This window comes from Chroococcidiopsis sp. SAG 2025 (assembly GCF_032860985.1).
Classification (GTDB): Bacteria; Cyanobacteriota; Cyanobacteriia; order Cyanobacteriales; family Chroococcidiopsidaceae; genus Chroococcidiopsis.
This window is the reverse complement of record NZ_JAOCNC010000001.1, coordinates 3496577-3518222: the sequence shown is the minus strand read 5'-3', so window position 1 is coordinate 3518222 and position 21646 is coordinate 3496577. Positions and strand designations below refer to the sequence as shown.

16 protein-coding genes, 6 pseudogenes and 1 riboswitch are annotated in these 21646 nt (G+C 42.5%); of the genes and pseudogenes, 14 read left to right on the top strand and 8 right to left on the bottom strand.

All coding sequences use genetic code 11. The annotated features are described in order from the left end of the window. Window positions 1-196: 196 nt before the first annotated feature. The 3 genes from N4J56_RS17055 to tnpA all read right to left on the bottom strand — a co-directional run bounded on the left by N4J56_RS17055 (window position 197) and on the right by tnpA (window position 5146). Window positions 197-3619: an AAA domain-containing protein gene (locus N4J56_RS17055; protein ID WP_317107516.1), complete on the bottom strand. Its 3423-nt coding sequence runs from the start codon at window positions 3617-3619 to the stop codon at window positions 197-199. 83 nt (window positions 3620-3702) lie between these two features. Beyond that, entirely contained in the window at window positions 3703-4620 is a 918-nt protein-coding gene (locus N4J56_RS17050) for a histone deacetylase (RefSeq protein WP_317107515.1), read from the bottom strand. Window positions 4621-4732: 112 nt separating this feature from the next. Continuing rightward, entirely contained in the window at window positions 4733-5146 is a 414-nt protein-coding gene (tnpA, locus tag N4J56_RS17045) for an IS200/IS605 family transposase (protein ID WP_317107514.1), read from the bottom strand. 60 nt (window positions 5147-5206) lie between these two features. On the opposite strand from tnpA, the pseudogene N4J56_RS17040 reads away from it, so the two are divergent. Then, window positions 5207-6438 (top strand): annotated as a pseudogene (locus tag N4J56_RS17040) (RNA-guided endonuclease InsQ/TnpB family protein). 15 nt (window positions 6439-6453) lie between these two features. Here N4J56_RS17040 and N4J56_RS17035 read toward each other — a convergent pair. The 3 genes and pseudogenes from N4J56_RS17035 to N4J56_RS17025 all read right to left on the bottom strand — a co-directional run bounded on the left by N4J56_RS17035 (window position 6454) and on the right by N4J56_RS17025 (window position 9786). Continuing rightward, complete coding sequence (locus tag N4J56_RS17035; RefSeq protein WP_317107512.1) at window positions 6454-7488, bottom strand: glutathione S-transferase family protein; 1035 nt, start codon at window positions 7486-7488, stop codon at window positions 6454-6456. A 260-nt stretch (window positions 7489-7748) separates the two neighbouring features. Next, window positions 7749-8493 (bottom strand): annotated as a pseudogene (locus tag N4J56_RS17030) (IS1 family transposase). A gap of 996 nt (window positions 8494-9489) precedes the next feature. Further along, window positions 9490-9786, bottom strand: a complete 297-nt coding sequence (locus N4J56_RS17025; RefSeq protein ID WP_317107511.1) for a hypothetical protein — start codon at window positions 9784-9786, stop codon at window positions 9490-9492. 667 nt (window positions 9787-10453) lie between these two features. Here N4J56_RS17025 and N4J56_RS17020 point away from each other — a divergent pair. The 5 genes and pseudogenes from N4J56_RS17020 to N4J56_RS17000 all read left to right on the top strand — a co-directional run. Continuing rightward, window positions 10454-10765 (top strand): annotated as a pseudogene (locus N4J56_RS17020) (superoxide dismutase); the annotation flags it as partial. Between the two features lie 13 nt (window positions 10766-10778). Continuing rightward, window positions 10779-12125, top strand: a complete 1347-nt coding sequence (locus N4J56_RS17015; RefSeq protein ID WP_410500348.1) for a ferric reductase-like transmembrane domain-containing protein — start codon at window positions 10779-10781, stop codon at window positions 12123-12125. Between the two features lie 69 nt (window positions 12126-12194). Continuing rightward, on the top strand, window positions 12195-12401 hold the full coding sequence (locus N4J56_RS17010) for a hypothetical protein (protein ID WP_317107508.1): 207 nt from the start codon (window positions 12195-12197) through the stop codon (window positions 12399-12401). A gap of 31 nt (window positions 12402-12432) precedes the next feature. Beyond that, a complete protein-coding gene (locus tag N4J56_RS17005) occupies window positions 12433-12714 on the top strand; it encodes a hypothetical protein (RefSeq protein ID WP_317107507.1) in 282 nt (93 codons plus the stop codon). 9 nt (window positions 12715-12723) lie between these two features. Next, window positions 12724-13167, top strand: coding sequence for a hypothetical protein (locus tag N4J56_RS17000; protein ID WP_317107506.1), 444 nt, complete (start codon window positions 12724-12726; stop codon window positions 13165-13167). Window positions 13168-13217: 50 nt separating this feature from the next. On the opposite strand, the gene N4J56_RS16995 is transcribed toward N4J56_RS17000, so the two are convergent. Then, window positions 13218-13817 (bottom strand): hypothetical protein, encoded by a 600-nt coding sequence (locus tag N4J56_RS16995; RefSeq protein WP_317107505.1) that lies wholly within the window; start codon window positions 13815-13817, stop codon window positions 13218-13220. Window positions 13818-13988: 171 nt separating this feature from the next. On the opposite strand from N4J56_RS16995, the gene rppA reads away from it, so the two are divergent. Both rppA and N4J56_RS16985 read left to right on the top strand, forming a co-directional pair. Beyond that, window positions 13989-14687: a two-component system response regulator RppA gene (rppA, locus tag N4J56_RS16990; RefSeq protein ID WP_317107504.1), complete on the top strand. Its 699-nt coding sequence runs from the start codon at window positions 13989-13991 to the stop codon at window positions 14685-14687. Between the two features lie 68 nt (window positions 14688-14755). Next, entirely contained in the window at window positions 14756-16057 is a 1302-nt protein-coding gene (locus N4J56_RS16985; protein ID WP_317107503.1) for a HAMP domain-containing sensor histidine kinase, read from the top strand. Here the strand turns inward: N4J56_RS16985 and N4J56_RS16980 are convergent. After that, a pseudogene (locus N4J56_RS16980) lies at window positions 15996-16232 on the bottom strand (hypothetical protein); the annotation flags it as partial. The gene N4J56_RS16985 and the pseudogene N4J56_RS16980 overlap by 62 nt on opposite strands. 350 nt (window positions 16233-16582) lie before the next feature. On the opposite strand from N4J56_RS16980, the pseudogene N4J56_RS16975 reads away from it, so the two are divergent. The 6 genes and pseudogenes from N4J56_RS16975 to N4J56_RS16950 all read left to right on the top strand — a co-directional run. Beyond that, window positions 16583-16879: pseudogene (locus N4J56_RS16975) on the top strand (magnesium transporter); the annotation flags it as partial. A 2-nt stretch (window positions 16880-16881) separates the two neighbouring features. Continuing rightward, a riboswitch (Fluoride riboswitch) is annotated at window positions 16882-16964 on the top strand. 91 nt (window positions 16965-17055) lie between these two features. Continuing rightward, window positions 17056-17889: pseudogene (locus N4J56_RS16970) on the top strand (cation:proton antiporter); the annotation flags it as partial. Window positions 17890-18456: 567 nt separating this feature from the next. Continuing rightward, entirely contained in the window at window positions 18457-19218 is a 762-nt protein-coding gene (locus N4J56_RS16965) for a hypothetical protein (RefSeq protein WP_317107499.1), read from the top strand. Between the two features lie 230 nt (window positions 19219-19448). Next, a complete protein-coding gene (locus N4J56_RS16960; protein WP_317107498.1) occupies window positions 19449-20081 on the top strand; it encodes a class I SAM-dependent methyltransferase in 633 nt (210 codons plus the stop codon). A gap of 184 nt (window positions 20082-20265) precedes the next feature. After that, a complete protein-coding gene (locus N4J56_RS16955) occupies window positions 20266-20907 on the top strand; it encodes an SAM-dependent methyltransferase (RefSeq protein WP_317107497.1) in 642 nt (213 codons plus the stop codon). Between the two features lie 46 nt (window positions 20908-20953). Next, window positions 20954-21601, top strand: a complete 648-nt coding sequence (locus tag N4J56_RS16950) for a fasciclin domain-containing protein (RefSeq protein WP_317107496.1) — start codon at window positions 20954-20956, stop codon at window positions 21599-21601. Window positions 21602-21646 lie beyond the last annotated feature (45 nt).

Below are 21646 nucleotides of genomic sequence, written 5' to 3'. Positions count from 1 at the left end.
ATACTCGATCTGAGAAAAGCGATCCCTGCTCATGTGTAATCTCCATTAAGGTATGACGATATTGCTCGGCTAAAGTACGTAATTCCACTAGCACTTTTGACGACTGAGTAATTTCTAATAAAAAGCTTAAAACTATGTTAGTTTTGTGCTTAGTTTGATGTCGAGATATTTCTACTTGCGTTTGAGCGGTAGAAATCTAACCTGGTAGATTTGCAATTTCTGCTAATTCCTGTTGTAGACTTTCAATTTTTTGTTCTACATAGCTTTTTCTTTGATTTAGATATTCTCCTACACTTGCTACAGTACTATTGACAACTTCCTTAACAATCTCTCTTAATTTATTTTCAATAGTACTGGGTTCATTCATTTGAATGATACTTTGAACTTGTCTCCTAATTGCCTCAGATTTTGCTGCTGCATAATATAAATGACTACGACCGAAAAGGATTTCGCCAGTCCAACTTAAAATTCCAGGTGGTCGTTTCATTTCCTCGTGAGTAAGACGAGCTAGCTGCTCTAGCCAGTACAGAGATTGTAGGGAGTTGAATTCTTGGATTCCAAGTTCGCAGACTGCGCGATAAATCACCTCTTCAGTAGGCGACTGAGTAGTTAGAGTATGTGACATTCTAAATAGCAAACTTTCTAGATTAAGTGCAACATTTTGAGTTGCGTCCCATTCTCTATACCTATGAACTAAATTATTCACTTTTATACAGCATTCAGTTAAAGGTTTTAGCCATAGTGTAGAAACAGACTTATTAGTAATGGCGTGTAGTTGAGATGGTAGAGGAATTAAATCTACAGTGAGCAATCGGCGCTTTTGCACGCATTTTTCTACAACTTGATATACATCAAAATAGCTTGTTGAAAACCAGCTATCAAGCTCAAGCTTGACAGATGCAATTCGCAGGAGAGATTTTTGTAGCTTCTCTATTTCTTGCCGATTGCTTGCTTGGCTTTCTAGTTTTTGCTGATAAATATTTTTAAGCTGAGCTAGAGATGCCAAATTTTCTCTATAGGTTTGTATAGCTGGGATAGCCTCAGACATTGCTTTGGCTGCATTCTTGGCTATTGCGATCGCTTGACGAACTTCAGCGAGATGTGTGGGTATGCGATCGCACAACCAAGCGGCTACATAAAAAGAATTACCAGTAGGTGGAACTAGACCAAATTGATGAGATAGCTGACTTGCCGTACTTACATTTTTCTCAAACTGATTTATTGAAATTTCTTTGCTTGCATAGGGTTGTAAACTTACTAGTAAATTTACAACTGTTGCTTCTTCCCAATTTAATGCGGGTAAATCCTTGAGTAAGTTATCTATATCGGTGATGAGAGCTTCAACTTTTTGTTGTTGAGCCAAAATTTGTTGATAGGTAACAATCTGTTCTTCGTACTTTGACTCCAAAGCTATTTTGCGTTGCAGCAACAGAGGTTGTTCTCGCCTAAATGCTTCTTCTGCTACAAAATAGGCTGGAAATGGCTCTAACGTTGCTAGTAGTTGGCGGAATACCTCTACAGTTTCGAGCTTCGTTTTTAGGCGGCTTTCGCAATCGTTAGCAGTATTTGCCAACCAAGTGCCAATTACCCGTTCTTCTAGAAATGGTAAACCTTCTTCCTCAACTCGATTCGCTCGACCCTTTCGTAAGGCACGAATCACGGGATTGTGAATTAATCGGCTTAGCGCATTATCTACTGCCAAATTTGCTTGAGAAGCAATCAGAGTCCTCCCACCACGCAAAGCAACTTGATAACAAATTTCAGCAATAACTGTAGTTTTACCTGTACCTGGTGGACCTTGAATCAAAACCATATCTGGAGCTGAAAGTACTGTTTCTACTGCCGCTACTTGGTCAGAGTTAGCAGTTTTTAGTAGTAAATCTTGCTGTTGTAATTTAATACTTTGCTGAGCTGCTCTAGCTTTAGAAGCATCGAAGAAAAACTCACCTAAATATGGATTTTGCGTGTTACCTTTTTGTAGATCGTGCAAAGCTTCTTTTTTACGCTTTATCTGGCTAACATCACCAGAAGCCTCAAAGAATAAGCTGCTTGTCACTGGTAGTTGATAGTATCCTTCAGTAATAGACTCACTCGTATCAACATCCAGTTCAACTTGAATAATGCCACGTTTAGGATCGACATTTTCAATACATCCTAATAAGCGTTTATCCCGTCTACCTCTACGATCAACATCAGATTCTAATAGATAAACGTCTTCATTTTTTGCCCGTGCAGCTCGTTGCCAAAAGTCTTCTGGCTCTAATGAATTTTCATCGGAGCCATCAAGAGTTGCCAAAGCATCATTAACTTTAAAAGTAATTCGTTTTGTAGCTGTACCGAAGTTGTGACTTGTAAAAGGAATACAAAACTGTCGTGCTTTCGCAATTCGTTCTTCGACCTGCAAAAACTGATGCCAAACTTCTAGTTGTGCTCCTGTCGGTAAAAATTTATTACAAATTGGTAGCGTTGCTATATGTTCTAGCGCCGCTCGCGGTACTCCAATGTGATAACGATGATTTGGTAACAAACGAATGTACCAAGGTGTAGCCAACTCATTTGTCTGTCCTTCTACTTTTGGTAGTAATCGAGCTGAAATGACTCGAAAACCACTTGAGCTATTAGCAGATAAAATCCCTACTAAACGTAAGGTTTTGCCACGCTCATGAAGCAGTGCAGGTAGTTCGATATCATCTCGATCTATAGCTATTGTTAGCTCTAATATGTCTTCTCTAGACTCTGTCTTTTCTTCCTGACGACGGACGTAAAAAAGTCTTGGCTTTTTACCCAGTAAATTAAATATTATATCTTCGGCGCAGCGTAAACGATCTCGAAATTCTGGATATGCTGCTAAGGCATTTTTACCTTCAACATCAACAATTAACCTCTTCATTGACTCCCCAAAAAATTTGTAACCCCATTCTTGGCAAGTATTGATATCTGGTATTGGAACTTCAGGGTTTAAGGATTTATGCCGAGGTGAATCAAGACTAGTTGGCTGAGGAGCAGTAATTCTAGCTGCGATCGCAATCTCACGTTTTTCATTATTTGCTTCCAAACGAATAGCGCCATGCAATACTGTTCCAGGTATCAGAACAGTCGAATTCAGATATACTTTTATATGCTGCAACCCTGGGGATAAGTATTCTGGTTGTACAGATAACCAAGCAAAATCAGTTGTAATTTTACAAGATGCAGCTAGTTGTAATTGGCAGGAAAACTCTACTCGGCGATTTGTTTCTACTGCTCCAAAATCTAGTATTGTTGGAATATCCCAACTAACACCTTCCCACTGCACGTTCTCAGCCGAACCGAGCAAGGTTGCCTGCTTTAAAACTGGAGCTGTATCTGGCTCAGCCAAAAGTACAACTTCACCTTTATCTCCTCCTATCGAACGGGAGATTGCTAAATTTTCTAGTCGTACTCCAGGTACTTTAACTACTATTGCAGGTTCATCAACTGCAAAAATTTCTGTATCTGCTCCAGAGCCACAGATCTTAATTTTTCGCTCAATTTGAAATGGTCCTTTGTATTGTCCAGCCGCCAAGCAAAGTTCGTCACCATCCTCACTCATTTGTAGTAAACGAAAAAAATTTGAAGAATCTGCTTGGAAAATCGGCATGGATGCTCCTCAATCTCTTGATTTTGGGATAACAAATAATTGGAGTTAAATTTATTATTCCCAAAAGTTAATTGAGAGAAACATCACAGTCGATATTGATGAAAAACCTCGCTAGCAGCGCGGTGGACGAGGGAATGACGGTATACGAGAGATTCCATATCTTCTGCATACCCGCCACCAATGACGCAGGCGACAGGATAGCCAGCCGCAACGCAGGTACTCAAAACTTGCATGTCGCGGCGAAATAAACCAGTATTTGTTAAAGCTAATTTCCCCAAGCGATCGCCTATATGCGGATCGACTCCGGCATCGTATAATACTAAGTCTGGCTGAATCCTTGATAGTAAATCTGGTAGATATTGGGCTAGTGTTTGCAAATATTCATCGTCTTCCATGCCTTCTGGTAAAGGCACGTCTAAATCGCTTTTCTGTTTTGTCCCAGGAAAATTAATTTCGCAATGCATCGAAAACGTAAACACGCTGGGTTCATTTTGAAAAATAAAAGCCGTACCATCTCCTTGATGTACGTCTAAATCTACAATTAAAACTTTGCGGACGAGATTTAATTCTTGTAATACGCGAGTGGCGATCGCTAGATCGTTAAAAATACAGAAACCAGAACCATAACTGGGAAAAGCATGGTGGGTTCCTCCTGCTGTATTGCAAGCTAATCCGCACTCTAACGCTAACTTGGCGGTTAAAACAGTTCCCCCGACTGCAACACAAGTACGGTTGGCTAAAGCTGGACTCCAGGGTAATCCAATGCGCCTCTGTGCTTTAGCATCTAATGTTCCATCACAGTATGCTTGGACGTATTCTGGTATGTGTACCAACTCAATCCAAGCTTGCGGCGGACGTTCGGGAATCTGAAATTGTTCTGGATACGCTACCCCATCAGCTATCAGTAACTCGTAAAGCAACTGAAACTTCGGCATGGGAAAGCGATGAGTATCGGGTAAGGGAACGACGTAATCGGAGTGATAGACCAGGGGTAAATCCATGCTTAGCTAAATTGTTCCACATTTAATTTGCCAGCATATAGCAGCTAAAAGCCTTGCTGCAACTACATTTTCCCTTTTTAACTTTTAACTTTTGACTTACTTATGACCGAAATTAATGGGATGCAAGCCCCGTCCTTCTAGGACGGCTTTGATTTTTAATGTACTCGATTAGAGTTTCTATCGGTGCGCCTCCAACCGAGACAGCAAAATAACTCGGACTCCATAGTGCAGTCTTTCCGTGTGGTTTTTTGAATCCAGCCTGTCCATAACGCCGACTTGATACGCCCTTAAGAGCATTAACTATCTTCGATACTGATAGCTTTGGTGGATATTCAATCAATGCGTGAATATGTTCGTCTTCTCCATTGATTTCCAAGATTTGAAAATCCATTTGTTTTGCTACATGGTGAAACACCTCTTCAATTAGTTTTAGCTCTTCTTCTGAAAAGACTTCCTCTCTGTATTTGGCAACACAGACCAGATGAACTTTTAGGTCTGTAACGCTGTGTCTTTCTCTTCTATACATTTTGATATTATATACAGACCAATGTAGAATACAACTACAGACCAATTGTAACAAAACCGCATGATTGCGCGGTATCAGTACAGAATCTATCCTACAGCCCAACAGCAAATAGACTTAGCTAAAGTCTTTGGCTGTTGTAGAGTAGTGTGGAATGATGCGCTGGCTTTATGTAAGCAGTCCGAAAAACTTCCATCTGTTGCTGATTTACAGAAAATCTGTATTACTCAAGCCAAGAAAACTGAGGAGCGAGAATGGTTAAGCGAAGTTTCTAATATTCCGCTTCAACAATCAATTGCCGATTTAGGAGTTGCCTATAAGAACTTTTTTGAATCACTCAATGGCAAAAGAAAAGGAATTAAAGTTAAACCACCAAGGCTTAAGAAAAAGGATAATCGTCAATCAGCACGATTTAGAAAAGGTGGTTTTAGTATTAAAGGGGAGAAGGTTTATTTAGCTAAGATTGGACAACTCAAACCTATTTGGTCTAGAGAGCTACCGTCTGAACCTAGTTCTGTAACAGTCATCAAAGACTGTGCAGGACGATATTTTCTAAGCTTTGTTGTAGAAGTGCGGAAAGCACCCCCGCATTCCTCCTGCCGTTTGACGGCAGGAGGGTCGGGGGTTGAACCATACGTTACTGTTGCCAAGAACCAAAGCATCGGTATCGATTTGGGGATCAAGACTTTTGCTGTAATGAGTAATGGGGAAAAAGTACAAAGCCCTAACTACTCTAGAGTAGACCGCAAAATCCGTAAACTACAAAGAAAATTAGCAAGGTCTAAGAAAGGTTCTAGGCGTAGAAATAAAACCCGTTCGCACATCGCTAGACTGCATAACCAAATTACTGATACTCGTAAAGACTTCTTGCACAAACTGTCTTCTAGAGTAATTCTAGAAAATCAAGTTATTGTGTTAGAAGACTTGAATGTATCAGGCATGGCTAAAAACCGAAGATTAGCTGAGCAATTAGCTTGCAGGGGTGGCGAGAGTTTAGAACTTTGTGCGAAGCTAAATCAGATAAAATTGGTAGGACATTTCAAGTTATTAGTAGATGGGAACCTACAAGCCAAATCTGCTCGGATTGTGGGTATCGATGGGGTAAAATCGATTTATCTGTTCGTTCAATACTTTGCTTGAATTGCAACACCGAACAAGATAGAGACGAAAACGCTTCCAAAAATATAGAGAAAGTCGGCATGGGGCATCGGCACGACTCTAAATGGGCGCAGAGGGATGGTAAGACTACTTCGGTAGCGCAACCCAATGAAGCGTCAAGAATCACCGCACCGTGATAGTCGGTGAGTATGTCAATTCCCTATATTTTCTCTCCCATGCGGTACAAGTAAGCTTGACATATCTGGACCTGCGGGAATAATCCCACCAGGATTTAAGGGAAATAGATTGCCGTAGTAATCTTGCTTGACACTTTCTAAATCGCAAGTATCAGCTACCCCAGGTAATTGATACAAATCGCGCAGATACGATCCTAAGTGTTGATAGTCTTGAATGCGGCGGCGGTTGCATTTAAATATGCCGTAGTAGGCGATATCAAACCGAAATAGAGTAGTAAATAGCCGGATGTCTGCTAGAGTTACGCAATCGCCACACAGATACCGACTGTTTGCCAAGACCACATCAATTTCGTCCAGAGTCGCAAATAATTCGTTACAAGCTTCTAAGTATGCCGCTTGTGTCTGAGCCAAACCGCAGCGGTATACCCCATTATTGACAGCATGGTAAATTTTTTCATTCCACCAGTCAATCTTTTCTCGCAAATCTTCAGGATAAAGATCTAATTTTGGATGCTGAGCAAACTCGTTAAAGGCATTATTTAAAATGACAATAATTTCCGCGCTCTCGTTATTGACGATCGCCTTTGTTTGTTTATCCCATAAGACGGGAACCGTACAGCGTCCTTGATATCCTGGTTTTGCCAACTGATACAACTCTGCTAAGCTGCGACAGCCTTCTTGTTGCTGAGGTAGTACCCAACCGCCTTGAATTGGATCGGGTGTGGCGATCGCAACTGAGATGGCATCTTCTAAACCCTTGAGCGATCGTACCACGAGCGTTCTATGCGCCCAAGGGCAACTAAGTCCGACGAAAAGTTGGTAGCGTCCTGTTGCTGGTGGGTAAGGACTGTTTATACTAATAGAGTCGCGAAACTGACTGCTAGGACGAAGATATTCCCCCGATTTACCACGGGGTGCGAGCTGCGACATCATCAACTGCCAAAGTGTCGTCCAAACAAATTTGCCCAACCAGATAATTAACTTGGGTGGTAGAGATTTCCCCTTCTGCTTGGGTTTGATAGCAGTTACATTTTGGTTATCAGCGCTCATTTTCAGACAAAAATCAACGATTTATTGTCAGCTTGGCTTTCTCGATCGACCGTCTATAAAAGCGTAGAAAGTTGGAAAAGTCAGGAAATGCGAATGAAAAGACATGAACCTTCACATTTTTCGGTATTAGAACCTAAATCTAGCTGCACTTTTTTTATTATAAAACTTTTAAGGATTAAATCTGGTTTTTGCGCCCAATTTAAACCCATAGCCAAAATCTCTTGATATTTTGGGTAGTGATATGCAAGTAGTGGTGAGGCTCAAGCCCTTGCTAGCTCTGCATTGTAGCCATGAACGAAGTACCAAATCGCTCTCCTTGTGATTGTTGAGCTTTTTGGAGAATGATAGACTTGCTCTTACCAGCCCTTGAAATCCGTTGTCTTAACGTATTATTTAATCGTTCAATATGATTAGTTTGACCTGTTTTTTACCAACAGAGCGATCGCGTTCAGGGGGAATAACTGTGTTGTAAGCTTGCCAAAAATCCGTATAAGCGACAGCACATTGCTGATAAATAGGGGTGAAAGAAGCCTATAATTTGTGAGCAGATTTTCGAGTTCTATCTCCGATAAAGCAACCAACAATTATCCGAGAATCTCGCTCAATTGCTAGCCAGACATAAACCTCGTTTTTCTTACTATCAACAAAAGACCACATTTCGTCACATTCTATCGTCAGGCGACCCGTTAATTTCCCTGAAATCTTGATTTGGCAGGGAGTATGAGCCATGATGGAGTTGACGTAATCTTGTAACCAAGACCAACTTACACCCGTAGCTCTCGCAATTCCACGTAACGAAATTCTCTCGAGTAAGAGTTTATCAATGAGTTGCTTTATCTACAATGAAATAACAATATTACTAGGGTCATCTACGAATTGTCGTCCACAGTCTTTGCATTGGCTTTTGGTTTTTTTATTATGAATGGAACCAGTCTTTATAACATTGTGAGAATGGCAGGAAAAACAAGTCTTTTGGGGCGGTAGTTCTGGTAGATTTTGTTGCAGGGAGTCTAGCTATTGAGTAATACGAGATAACAGATTAATGACGGAGATAAATAGCATTTCCAAAACATGTATTATTGTAAATCAACAATTAATTCGGTTCTTATTGTGTTTTTTATATATTAGCAAATATCACTCAGAATCATTTTAGGGCAAGGATTATACTTCACCACTACTTGCATATCACTACCCCCATTACCAATCCTCACAAATATTGCATAACTCAAATAGGAATGATACCAATTTACTCTTTGACTACGACAAAAGAGATCTCCCAACCCCCCGATCGAGGGGGCTAGGGGGAGTCTTCTGTAGCATAGTTTTAGTGAAATGGTATGAGATAAATCATGCGAAAATTTTCTGCTCAAACTAGGACAGTTTCAGAAAAATCAAGCCAAATCCACTCTAAAGGGCGATCGCGAACGTTAGCAAATTTCATCTTAGGAATAGAACTAGCGGCTTGGTAACGATACCAGCAATTGTCAATTACATATTATCTATTACTAGCCGCTAAAAGGTTGTCATTTTTCAGTCACAATTGGCGGTCACGCTAATCAACATACTCTAGTAGTAGAGAGTGGCGTGCTTGCTTAATTTCAATAAATAAGTCACCTTTCATACAGACCGATCTCTTACCTAAGAAAGTTATTTTCCTTATGATTTTCATGTCTATCGAAGTTTCTAAAAAAGATAGAGACTCATTAGTCATTTGTCATTTTCTTATCACATTTTGCTTTTATAGTAGTAATTAGTTGCAGTGACAGTACTGTAACCAAGCTAGCTAGCAGCAAATTGCACTTAGTTGTTGACAGTGATGGGTAATTTTTAATTGAAAATTACCCATCAACTTTCTCTAAATTTAACAAGGATTTCAAAATTTAACAAAATTTGAAGTAAATAAAAATTACAAATTTTCACTCCAAAACCGAGTGCGTGGATTGTAGTCAGCACAGTTGTTGGCTTCTTTTGTCAGCACAATGGTTGGGTGTACTGCACACTTTAAAAAGGATTGTTGGAGAAGAATCGACACTTCCTACAAGGAGACTGAGAAAAGCTGTTAATCTCAATCATCTCTTCAAGATCTTCCTGTGCAGCCGTCCATGACTTAGACAGCATAATAAAACAGATAATACAACTCAAAAGCACAATACCTAAAGAGAGATTAGCAACTATAGGTTTGTTCTCAATTTTTTCGGCTTTGACTCGTTCCGACTCTACTCCACTAACAACTATCGACGAGTAGTTAGTCTCTGCTGTTGCTAATTTTTGATGTCGAAATATATCTTCTGAATACATATATCTTTCTCCAGCCCTCAATTGCCGCGATCGTATCGAGCCGCGACTCAGTTATCTCATACATTCCCGAAGCAGAATTAAGGCTGGCATTTCTAACTAAGTTTAATCTAACAAATATTCGCACGTACAAGAAAATTTTCTTACTAAAGATAGAATTGGCTGTTAGCTCAAGGATTGAATTGCCTCGTCGATACTATATCGTTCTTCTATCGCCGTCAATTTTTGTCATTTTCATCACATTTCGATTGCAGACTAATAAGTAAGGTTGCATTAGTTCAATTGTAACCGAATGGCTGGCGTTAATTTGCACTTGGTTTACAGAGGTAGGTATTTAGTAATTGAAAATGGTTGAATTTACATGACTATTTATCTACCATTTTTGTTCTCTATAAAAGTTAAAAATTCGATTTTGATTTCTTTTGATTATAGGTGATACTTCTCATATCTATCGATAGCTGTAGAATAATTACCGAGCAATCGCGTTGAATTATTTTGTTTGCTCCCCTTTCGATTGAGAAAACCTATATATAACTAGCGAAAAAGATATTGCTTTAATTAATTAAGCATTTAATCGATTTTTGATTCATGACAAACATTACTGTTGAGGTTTAAGTTTATGAAAAATCTTCTCCAAAATCAATTTAGATATTTTCTGGGATATTTTATAGTCGGAGTTACAGTAGGTAGCTTTGAAAAGTTTAGGGAAGCATTTAACGAAGCAGGAGGCGATCGCTTTGGTAGCGGTTGGGTTTGGTTGGTACGGAATGCCAAAGGACAACTAGAAATAACAAGCACGCCAAATCAAGACAACCCAATTATGGCAGGTCAGTATCCAATTATGGGTAATGGCGTATGGGAACACGCTTACTATCTGAGATACCAAAACCGTCGGGCGGAGTATTTAAATAATTGGTGGAATATGGTCAACTGGGAAGAAATCAACCGCAGATTGCAAGCTTCATCCCCACAGCAAAATTAGGAGTCAAATCCTTATGCGAAGCTTATTGATGAAAAATCCTGTAGCGATTGGGGCATCTTGGATTGGGCTGTATCTATTGCTCACCGTTTTACCCCTACTGATTCTGCTATTATATCCTCCCACCCCTAGCGACATTCGCAGTTTTTGGACGGAGTTCTCTGTCGCCCTCGGCTTTTTGGGTCTGGTAATGATGGCGCTCCAGTTCGCCTTAACTGCCCGCATCAATCGGATCGAAGCGTCTTACGGGATCGATCTGATCCTCCAGTTCCACCGTTATATTTCCCTAGCTGCGTTTGCCTTCATTATTCTGCATCCGTTAATTCTTCTGGTTATTAGAACCGAAGAGACACTACAACTGTTGAGTTTTTTCCAAGCACCTTGGCGAGCTAGGTTTGCCGTTATCGGGACGCTGGCACTGATAATACTGGTGGTGACTTCAATTTGGCGCAAGCAGTTAAACATCCAATACGAAAATTGGCGCATTCTTCACGGCATCATGGCAGTTCTTGCCATTGGTTTTGGTTTGGCACACGCTTTAGGTGTTAGCTACTATCTGAGTTTGTTCTGGAAAGGAGTTCTCTGGAGTGGGATTGCAGTTTTTGCGTTGTGGCTGTTGGTTTACGTCCGTCTAGTCAAACCTTACTTCATGCAGAAAAAACCTTATTTGGTGGAAACAGTTGTTCCCCAACGAGGCGGCGTTTGGAATTTGGTACTGCGCCCTAGAGGACATGAAGGCTTGCGTTTTCAGCCAGGTCAATTTGCCTGGATCACTCTGGAAATTTCGCCATTTCGGATGCGAGAGCACCCATTCTCGTTTGCTTCTAGTGCGGAGAAGCCCGATCGCATCGAGTTTGGGATTAAAGCTTTAGGAGATTTTACCAAAACAATTAAAGATGTCAAACCAGGCACGAAAGCTTTTCTCGATGGTCCCTATGGCGTGTTTACCAGCGATCGCTACGAAAATACAGCAGGGTTTGTCTTGATTGCTGGTGGGATTGGCATCACACCCATTTACAGCATACTCCTGACTCTAGCCGATCGCAATGACGAACGACCCATGATTTTAATCTATTCCAGCAAGACTAGGGAGGATATTACCTATCGCGAAGAAATTGAAGCACTTAAAAACAGATTAGATCTAACAGTTATCCACGTTCTGAGAGAACCGCCGGATAATTGGTCGGGAGAATCAGGATATGTAGATCGAGAACTACTCAGCCGCTACATTCCTAAACGTCCAGCTACACGCAATTATTTCATCTGTGCTACACCAAAAATGATGGATCAAGTCGAACGAGCGTTGCACGATCTGGATGTACCCGTAACCCACGTTCATATGGAACATTACAATCTTGTATAAACAAGTCAAAAGTCAAAAGTTAAAAGTCAAAACGATAGCAACTACCAATTACCAATTACCACTTTTGTCATGCGTTATAGCATCATGCTTCAGTTAGTAACCGGAATTGCCTTGATACTGGTTGCCAGTGCAGCCTTATTCGCTTGGTTGCAATATCGTCCTGGTTCAGAACAAGGGAGTAATTCTGAAAATAAAAATAAAAATGTAGAAAGCTGGATTGCCAACAGCTTAAATAGAAAGTCGAGAGTACGATCTGGGAGTTCAAGCCTCTCATAATGGGAGTATTGAAAGATTTGCTGCAATTATTATGACTGCAAAATTAACATCCAAAAATCGCGCTAGTCGCCGCTTTCGCTGGCTAGAAAAATTTCTAGCTATTATTGGCTTAATCAATTTAGTTTTGGTATGCTTCGACTTGAGTTACATACCTAGGCGAGACTTTTACCTACAAACTACTCCTAGTCTGACTCAGTTGTACGATTCAGTTAAGGGCATAAATCCATCACCTGAAACTGAAAGTTATTTGGAACGAGTGCAAGCTTTAGAGGCGCAGGTTGTAGCTACAGATGGTTTGCCTATCATAATTTAACAGAATCTTATGCTAAAGTTTCAATGTTTTCTCAAGCTACCCGTTCTAGCTCTCATCACACTCTGGCTAGCTTATGCTCTTTTGGGGTGGTATCTATCCGCTCACCACATTATTTGGCTAGTGGGAGCTTCCATCATATCTGTAGCCTTGGCTGTGGCATGGAAAAGTAACCCGCTTTTGGAGCGTTTTACTAGTCTTGGTTCTCAAGGGCTATTTGTCGTAATTACTGTTAGTTTAATTGTTAGCTTATCGGTAGTTTTAGCAATAACTTGGACGAACTCTTTTACTCTCATTGTCATACCTTTTGCTGCCATGATTTTGGCGCAAATAGAAATGGTATTCTCAGGCTTTGACAAATTAGCAACATTTTTGTTTTTGATGTTTGTTGCTACAACAGGATTAGTATTTGGTGAAGTCGTAGATTTAAATATTTTTCCTAGTAACAAATCCTAGATTGCGAACTGATAAAAATTAAAAACAGCTACTACTGTATTGCCTTTACACTAGTTAATGAATCTATAGCTAACTAACATTCTAATTTCTTGACGAGATAGCCCTAGTTCCTGAACCATAGTATCTTTTAATCGCTCGATTTCCGTAACTGGAAACTCCAATTTTAAATTTTTAATTGCAGAATCAATAGTGACGATTTCCACCTTGGTCGTCCCCTGTTGTTTATCGATCTGAGCTAATATTCCTTGGACACTAAATTTAAACTGCCCCTGAATTTGCATACCGGATTGTAATTCTCTGCCTCCAGAAGCAAGGTTTAATTCGCGAGCAAGTATAGTTTGTAAAGCGATCGCATCTACATTAGGAAATTCAAATCGCAATTTTTTCACTGGCGACTTGGTTGTCTCAATCTCAACTTCAGTAAACTCTAGCTCTCTCTCGATTTCAGCTTTAACCACTGTTGCTTTTACTGGTAACTGTACTTGTAGATGGGAATTTTCAGCTTGTAGCTTATCTAGTCCCACGAAGGAAAGACTTAACACTCGATTTGTGAGTTGCTCGCCAAACAGTCCAAAAGCAGTTAAGAGTAATGGTAAAGGTAGCAGAAACTTCAGCGGTAAAACAGACAATTTTAGCAACCAATGGAACATAGATAGGGATTGGAGCTTGTACTTCAAAGGAGCGATTTTGGAGCGCGTTTTTCCCAAAGGGTCGATCGGAGAATCTCACTGGTGGGGGATATGCCGATCGGTTGATATTTCCTAGTTTAAAGATAATCAGAAAATAGTTAACTCCAGAACACGCGATCGCAGGCTGGGATTATGAGAATTTTATTGGTGGAAGACGACAGCGAACAGTTAGAACCCCTGCAAACTGCCTTGACTGAAGCCGGACACATTGTCGATGGTGTTGATGATGGGGCAATGGCACAATGGCTGCTATCTCAAAAAGATTACGATCTATTAATTTTAGACTGGATGCTGCCAGAAGTAAGTGGGGTATCGCTATGTCGTCAGTATCGACAAACGGGCAAAACCTCCCCAGTACTGTTGTTAACGGCTAAAGACACGACTCCAGATAAAATTACGGGCTTAGATGCAGGGGCGGACGATTATCTGGTTAAACCGATAGATATTTTAGAACTTTTGGCGCGAGTACGGGCATTGGGGAGGCGATCGCCCATGTGGCAGGGAGATATTCTGCGGCTGGCAGATTTACAACTTCATCTTGACACCCTAGTTTTGGAACGAGATGGAATCGCTATAGAATTGGCTCCAAGGGAATTTCATTTACTAGAGTATTTTCTGCGTCATCCTAACCACGTTCTCAGCCGCGACCAAATCGAACAAGCATTATGGGAATGGGGTTCTGAACCTGAAAGCAACGCCGTGACTGCACTGATACGACGGCTGCGCCAACGTCTGCAATTAGTCAATGCCGCCGACTGGATTGAAACTATATATGGTATGGGTTATCGCTTTAAACCTACCGTTGAGCAAGTTGTAAGTCGTAAGTCGTAAGTTAAAACTGTTCTGGATCGTTAACCGCTCACCAACTACCAACTACCAATTACCAATTACCACTGTTCATGTTTAACCGCAGGTTTGCTCGCAGTCGTATTAATATTGCTCTGTGGTTTACCGTGACGATGGGTGGTATTTTAGTCGTGTTTGCAGGGGTAATTTACTACCTGACGATCTTAGATGAGTTGGAGGATCTCGATCGCCTACTTTACAAAAAAACTAGCGTTATGGCGGTGAACGCCGAGTATAACCGACTGACAAAGCAAGTAAATTTAGAAAATGTACCGCTGGTAGGGACTAATACCCCACCCATTGGGACGGATGTTGTCTACGCGCGGTGGTACGACTCTCAAAGGCAACTCGTACAGTTTTTCGGTACGACACCCCCATCTGAGCTAACTGTATCGCCTGGATTTTCTACACTAGAAACTGTTAGCAAGGACACCCAGACAGCACCTACTCCCGTCTGGCTGCGCCAGGTGACTTTGCCTGTTTACCAAAGCGAGTTGTTAATTGGTTATCTGCAAGTCGCCATTCCACTCGCACCTACACAGCAAGAGCTAGCCCAATTACGATTAGTTTTATTGCTGATAGTACCAGTGACTATAGGAATTGTCGGCTTAGCTGGTTGGCTGCTGGCGGGGTTAGCAATGCAACCGATTCGAGACAGCTACGACCAACTCCAACGCTTTACGTCTGATGCTTCCCACGAATTACGAGCGCCACTAGCAGCGGTGATGAGCAATGCCCAAGTTGGAGTGATTTCCAAATCGAGCGATCCTTCACAACAGCGGCTGCGATTTGAGAAGATTGTCAAAGTGGCGAAGTCGATGGAGGCTTTGATCGGTCAGTTGCTATTTCTCGCAAGGCATGAAGGGCAATTAACAACTCAGTCTTTAGTAGAGATTGACTTGACAAGCTGGCTAAAAGAATTAGCAGATAATTATACTTCTCAGATCGCAACCCAAACCACAACCCAAGATGTAAATTTTGCCATCCAATTACCTCAACATACAGTCAAGGTGAAAATCGACTCAGACTTACTGCAACAAGCAGTTGTAAATTTGTTGAGTAACGCTTTTAAGTACACGCCAGCTGGCGGGAGCGTGCAGTTACGACTTTTTACCCGTTTTCATCAAGCTGTAATTCAAGTTGAGGATAGCGGCATTGGCATTCCCCAATTGGATTTACCTCGTATTTTCGATCGTTTTTATCGTGTCGATTCTAAGCGAGCGCGTAAAACAGGCGGTTTTGGATTGGGGTTAGCGATCGCCCAACAGATCGTTCGCGCTCACGGCGGTGAAATTAGCGTGAAAAGCGTTTCTGGGCAGGGTTCCACTTTTCAAATTCAACTACCACTAGCTTAGATACGTAACGATCGTAGTCTCGCTCGTACAAGCCCAGCAGAGGAGCGAGAATTGCTCCGAATACGAAACCCCCAGCGTGCGCCCAGTATGCAACGCCACCACCTGTAGAACTGGGAGCTTGGAGGCTGGCAATGCCATAAAAAGCTTGCTGGACGAACCAAAATCCTAGAAAAAACACTGTTGCGGAGTCAGACTCAAGGAAAGCTTGACAGTTGCTCGGGCTTTAGAACAAGTTCGCCGTTTGGCAAATGCTACGGAAACCATCTACTACCTGTATGCTACTGATAAGTTTCGCTACCTTACTGGTGTCCTCACCTTGTGCTCTTTGTTGACTGCTAGCTCAGAGCAAACTGTGGGCAAAGTAATGAAACGAAGTGATTCGCGGCTTAAATTTGAGCGAAGTTCAGCTTATACCATTTCACTAAAACTATGCTGTAGAAGACTCCCCCTAGCCCCCCTCGATCGGGGGGGATTGGGGGGATCTCTTTTGTCGTAGTCAAAGAGTAAATTGGTATTAAAAAAGCCTTGGAAGTGGTCGCACGGGAAACTACCGTCGGGGTGCTGCTGGGATTGATGCTAGGGCTAGTTGTCATTGGATGGGCTTACTTTCTACAGGGTAGTTTAGGTGTAGCTGTAGTTGTAGGAATCAGTCTACTGGCAATCACTTTTTTAGCCTCGGTTTCCGGTTCCGCCCTACCCTTCTTGTTTAGCAAGCTCGGTTTAGATCCGGCTTTGATGTCCGCTCCCTTTATCACTTCTGTAGTTGATGTTTTAGGTGTCTTGATATACTTATGGACGGCACGGATGGTTTTACAATTGTAAAAATAATCTGAGGTGATGGGGTTCGCCTTAACCGCCATCTGGAAATTGATGTGACAACCAAGAGGCTGATGGCTTCTACTGTTCCAGCTGGCGGCGGAAGGGTAGGGCTATCGCTAGCCAATCTGACTTTCCAACGTGAGTTACGGTTCAACTGTTAGCTAACCCGTAGTTGCGCGATGTTAGAAAGCTTTATCTGGATTTTGCTATTTGGCTTTTTTGGCGGTCAAATTGCTAGTCGCTTGAAAGTTCCGGCACTTGTAGGCATGGTGCTGGTGGGGATTTTCTTAGGTTCGCAGGTGGCAAATGCGATTAGCCCTAGCGTTCTGGAGGCAGCTGGCGCTCTGCGAACGATCGCTGTAATGGCGATTTTGATGAAGGCAGGGCTAGAGCTGGATCGGGAAAAGCTAGCCCGACAAGGATCTGTAGCACTGCGATTGGGATTTTTACCAGCGGCGTGTGAGTCAATAGCTGTTGCTTTGGCTGCAATGACAATTTTTGAGTTTGACTTTCTCACTGGATTAATGCTGGGTTGCATCATTGGGGCAGAGTCTCCAGATGCGATCGTGCCAGGAATGTTGCGATTGAAAAGTCTTGGTTGGGGCGTAAACAAAGGAATTCCCGATGCGATTTTGACGGGTAGCGCTCTGTCAGATGTTTTGCTGCTATTAGTGTTTAGCCTGTTATTGACATTCCTTTCCCAAGGGAGTGCAGCAGGTGTAAGGTTACCTGGAGGTTTAACTTTAAGCGCGTTGCAGTTACTTCCATTGCAAATTATTTACCAAATTGTGCTGGGAGTTTTACTAGGGCTGCTGACGGCGCAGCTTTTGGTATCTTTGCTAACAAAGCAAAACTGGACGCAGAATGCGGTACAAGATACGTTGGTAGCGGCAAGTTTGGCTCTGTTGCTCGTGGTATCGGCAGAGAAATTGCCAATTTTCTCGGGCTACTTGGCTGTGATGGCAATCAGATTTTTTGCGATCGCATTCGATCCGCCTTTAGCGCGACGATTATCGACCTTGGGATGAAGTTTTAGTCGGTTCGGTTTCTCAAGTGGTACTAGAATCGAGTCCGATTCCGGTAATTGTCGTTGAAGATAACCAATTCGTTGGTTAATTCGCCGGAATCCTGAAATGTGTTAAAAAATCCTGCACTCCGCACCCCTCTTGCCATTAGTTTTGGTGCAATAGCTGGGGCGCTCAGCCGCTATTACCTCGGTGCTTAGAAAGAGAGTTTTAAAACTCGTTCTAAAGAATTATCTTGAATGTTACTGTGGTCGAATCTGACTGAGAAGTAAACATAAATTATCCTCGCGTCTCTAAAGGCATATATCTAGTATTAGAGATTTTTCCTGGCAAAGACAAATCAAAACTTAAAACTAAGATTAGAGCTTCACACTCTTCATTTCATGGCTCGTCAAATATTCTTAAAACTGAAATCTTTATCTTTCGTTGTCATTTTCTCATCATTTTTGTTTGTGATGCTAAAGACAGCTATACAGAAAGTTAGGTAATTTTCAAACCAGTTGCCATAGTTAATAGCACTATTAGCTACTTCTGGAAACATTTGAGGGAACGCTCGTGAACACCAAACCTATTCAGCAGATTTCTACTATCATCGCGATCGCCACCGTAGCTGTATTGGCAGGCGGACTGTCAGCTCAAGCTCAGACCCCTAGTAACAACGCAGAAGATACGAAAGTTTCAACTTCAGCGGCTGCACTGAGAAATGAACCTACAAATTCTGTAGTAGCTCAAGTTGACCCTACTTATCCTACGACTCAACCCACAACTCCTACTACTGAGCCGACATATCCCAGCACTCAACCGACTACCCCAACTACAGAACCACCTGCAACTACACCAACTCAGACTACACCAACTCAACCCACTCCAGGTGCAATTGAACCAGGTAGAGCTACTCGTGGTGGTTCCAGTTATGTTGGAGTTGGCGGTAACATCGGTCTGGGCGGTGGCGACACGGCTTTGGGTATCGGTAACTTCACAGTTATCAGTAAAATCGGATTCACGGAAGCTGTCTCTGCCCGCCCTGCTGTCGTATTTGGGGACAATACTACCTTTCTGATTCCAATTACTTATGACTTTACCGTGCAACCTACAGGAGCAGCGACAGAAGCAATCTCTAGTTTCGCACCTTATGTAGGAGGAGGTTTAGCGATCGCCACAGGAGACAACAGCGATGTAGGACCAATGGTAACTGCTGGTGCTGACGTACCTATCGGCGATCGACTGACGGCAAATGCTGGTGTGAATGTCGGCTTCTTTGACAGTACTAGTGTAGGACTGACTATTGGTGTTGGTTACAACTTTGAAGGATTGTAAGAACTGTCGAGTGCTGTCATATTTGCATCATTTTTGTTTTCAAAGCTAGAAACAGGATATTGGAAGCAAGCGACTATGAAGCAAGGAGCATTCTTCAGTTTAGCCTCAACCACAATTCTGGGCGCGAGCGCGTTACATCTCCAGCACGGACACGTCCACCTGCACCCCCTGCCAAACCGTAAAGTTCTTCTGTTATAGTCAATCGATTCCGCTAGGAGGAAAACGATCGTATGCAGCAACGACAGATGCTACGGCTACTCGCCATCAGTATCAGTATTGGTAGCTTAGTATTTGTCGGATGCAAGCAACAGCGTCGATTTGGTACAGAACCCCAAGCAGAGTTCAATCCTGGCGTTCGAGTTCTACAACGGCAACTGGATGTCCCTTACGTACCAACACCTCAGCCTGTTGTAGAGCGAATGTTAGAAATTGCTCAAGTCGGTCGCAATGATGTCGTTTACGATCTCGGTAGTGGTGATGGACGTTTAGTCATTACCGCTGCACAAAAGTATGGTGCTAGGGGTGTGGGTATAGACATCAATCCCAGGCGCATCCAAGAGGCAAAAAAGAACGCAAAAGCAGCTGGAGTGACTGACCTAGTAGAGTTTCGCCAACAAGATTTGTTTAAGACAGATTTGAGTAGTGCTACGGTAGTTACCCTTTACCTGTTACCTCGGATCAATCTCAAGCTACGACCGAAGTTATTGCGAGAACTCCAGCCAGGAACTCGAATTGTCTCCCACGCTTTCGGTATGGGAGATTGGAAGCCTCAAAGAGTGGAACGAGTCAGTGGCAGAACCATATATTACTGGGTTGTACCCCAGCAAACACCGAAAGATTTGCAGTCTAAGACCAACCTTTAAAAAAAGATGCGTTTTGGTATGAGATGCCTGTGCCTACTTGTTCTACTCCAGTTTGGCGTACACGGACACCGGAGCAATGATAAGTATTGTTGTGGTAGGACTTGGTATTCCTTTGTAACAGTGGTATCAAAGCAATTAGCGATCGCTAATTTTTCGACAAACATGAGTGACAGGAGTGCAGTTCGTGCAATTACAAAAAATACTGCTAGGACTAGTTGCAGGTGTGAGTGTTATCAGTTTGGGCATAGTGGGATACACGTCATCTCAACTAAAGGCTGAGGCACAAACACCGACTTCAACAACTCAATCCCCAACAACAACCTCTACACCTTCACTCCAAGAATACCAGTCCAGTATTCCCTACGTCCCAACACCTCAGCCTGTGGTAGATGCAATGCTGAAACTGGCAAATGTCGGTAAGAATGACGTGATTTACGACCTTGGTAGCGGAGATGGACGAATTCCCATAACTGCTGCTCAAAGATACGGGGCAAGGGGAGTAGGTATAGAGATCGACCCTCAACTCGTGCAAGAGGCAAATCGGAATGCAAAAACAGCAGGAGTCAGCGATCGCGTCCAGTTTAGCCAGCAAGACTTGTTTCAAACCGACATGAGCGAAGCAACGGTCGTGACGCTTTATCTACTCACACAGAACAATCTCAAACTGCGTCCCAAGCTGTTGCAAGAACTTAAGCCAGGAACTCGTATTGTTTCTCATAACTATGGCATGGGTGACTGGAAGCCCGAAAGAGTCGAGCAGATAGACGGCAGAACGATTTACTTGTGGACTGTACCAGAAAAAATTCCAGAGAATTTGCGCTCCTAATTTAACATTCGTAAAAATTTAATTTCAAAAACAGAGGATAGATCGGATGAAGGTTCAAAATCATACTCAGACGATGAAAAAATTAGCAGGACTCGCGGCAGGTTTGATGATTCTCCCAGCGATCGCTGCTTGCGAACCACAACAAACAGCACAGACCCCTCCGACCGCGACTGAGCCATCCCCAGGTGCTACAACATCCCCAATTGAGCCAACACCAGGCGCGACACCAGGAACTACAACCCCTCCTGCTGGGCAAGCAGAGGCAGATGATAATCATGTAGTTGATGTAGTGCAAGCAAATCCTTCGCTAAAAACCCTTGCTTCTGTCATTGATGAAACAGATGCCAACGAAGTCTTAGAACTTCAGGGTCCATATACGGTGTTCGCACCCTCGGATGATGCCTTCAATGCCCTTCCCGCAGAAACTCGACAACGCCTGCTACAACCAGAAAATCGCCAACAGCTTGCCCAGATTCTTTTTTACCATGTCGTCCCTGGTCAAGTGAGTGCCAATCAACTGCAATCGGGAGAGGTAAAAACGGTAGAGGGTGCAAATGTCAACGTTCAAGTTGACCAAACTGCTAACTCTGTGAAAGTCAATGATGCTACCGTGACCCAAGCAGATATTCCGGCTAGCAATGGTGTGGTTCACATTGTCGATCGCGTTATCTTACCGCCCAACTTTAATATCTAGTTTGGCTGAGAGACGCAAAATTTTGCGTCTCTACCTTCTGCGCGA